At 60.6% G+C, this 1,975-nt stretch carries 1 protein-coding gene; it reads left to right on the top strand.

The genetic code is table 11. The features are described from left to right. Positions 1–326: 326 nt before the first annotated feature. Positions 327–1,975, top strand: a 1,649-nt coding sequence (locus AB5202_RS09905; protein WP_368144666.1) for a DUF4430 domain-containing protein, incomplete at its 3' end; no start/stop codon positions are given.

Raw genomic sequence — 1,975 nt, 5'->3', positions numbered from 1 at the left:
AACCGTATTCCAGATTCTAGGACGCCGGGCCGACTCGCTTCGGATGGGGCTCTACACCAACTTTCTCGACACTACCTCCCCGGCTGTACCAGTAACCGTAATTCCTCTTGGCTCGGGATGTTCGCGTCGCAGATCGGACGACGCGCCTGAGCCGTTAAGGTTAAGTCGGATCGCCTCCCGTCTTGCATGCGGCTGCGGCTTTTGCCGCCGGTGTGCATAGGGCTCTGGAGGGAAGGGGGACCCCGATGGGGGAACTCGAGCGCAACATGCGCGATGACGTGGGGCAGCCTCAAGGCAACGCTCCAAGTACAGACAATGGGAGACAAATGGATATGTTTGAGGACGAGCGCCAGCGCGTCTCGCATCGCCGTGGCGCAATTGCGCGCGGCGTAGCCAAGCGCGGCCTGGTGGCATTCCTGGCCTTCGCGATGGCCTTTGGCACCACACCGTCTCAGCTGTGGGCCGAGGGCGCCGACGGCATCGCCGAGGCTGTGGCTCAGGCTACGACGCCGGGCGAGGGCACGGGGGCCGCGGACGGTACTGCCGACCAGGGCAAGGCCGAGGTTTCGGATTCCGGGAGCGCGCCTGCAGCTAGTGCCGCCACTACAGAGGCAGCAACTGGCGACGAAGGCTCGGCGACGGGGGAGAGCCCTGCCACGAGCGAGCGGTCTTCGACGGCATCCGCTGGCCAAGCAGGATCTGCCGCCGCGGCTGCCGTCCAGACAGAGAACCCGACAGAAACTGGCGATGTCGTCAAGAAGCAAATCGAGGTCTCGTTCTCGATTATCGGCACCGATGCCGACGGCAAGGCTCAGACCTGGGTGGCGCCTACGCAGCTCAAGCTCGACGAGGGCGCGACGGCTGCGGATGCCTTCATTAAGCTGCAGGAGAAGACGGGCTTCAAGGCGAAGTACGATCCGAACACGGCATACGGTTTCTACCTCGAAAGCATCACCTCCCCGAGCGATGGCCGCACGCTTGCCTACGATCCGGCGACTCATGCCTACTGGCAGCTGTTCGTCGACGGCGCGTCTTCCTCGGTTGGCGCGAGCAGCGTCAAACTCACCCAGGGGCAGAAGATTGAGTTTGCCTTTACGGGTGGTAGCGCGTCCCCTGTCGTTAAGGACCAGCTTGCTGCGAATGTGACCGTCATTGGTCGCGATGCCCAGGGCAAGACTCAGACTTGGGTCGATAACACGCAGTATGTGGTGACGTCCGGCTCGAGCGCGCTTGATCTTACGAAGGTCGCGCTCGAGGCGAATGGCATCGACGCCGTTGCTGCGGGCTCCTTCATTCTGAGCCTTAAGTACAACGGCGTTGAGCTGGGTACGCCGTTCGATTATTCGACCTATTGGCAGCTGTTCATCAACGGCAAGTCGAGCGACTATACGGCAGACAATGTCACCATCCATGCCGGCGATACCGTCACGTGGTTCTACGGTGGCTGGGGCGACCAGCTGCCTTCCGATTCTGTCCATGCTTCCGTTCAGGTCCTCGGTAAGGACAAGGATGGCAAGCAGCAGGTTTGGGCTTCGACGGGCCAGACGAGTCTCAAGGCGGGCTCTACTGCCAAGGATCTCCTTGAGCAGACCGGCCTTACTCTCGATGCTGGCGAATCGTCTTGGGGCTGGTTCCTCAACGGCATTACTTCGCCGTTCGATGGTAAGTCCTATGGGTATGATCCTGCGACCAATAGCTATTGGCGCTTCTACGTAAATGGCAAGTTCGCCGACGTTGGCGCCGGTGCCTACGAGCTCCAAGAGGGTGACGCCGTCACCTTTATGTATGGTGCTGACGCCGATGCCCTTCCTGGCCAGGTTCTTGGGTCTGTCGATGTTATCGGTCCCGATGTCAACGGCAACAATACTCGCTGGGGCTCGGCAAGCAATGTTTCTCTGCCCTTGATTATCAACTTCATCCGAACACTTCCCACATTCATCCGCACATGTGCGGATGAATGTGGGAACCCGATACC

The organism is Collinsella aerofaciens (assembly GCF_040915545.1).
GTDB classification, from domain to species: domain Bacteria; phylum Actinomycetota; class Coriobacteriia; order Coriobacteriales; family Coriobacteriaceae; genus Collinsella; species Collinsella aerofaciens_BE.
This window is presented reverse-complemented; position numbering and strand designations above follow the sequence as displayed.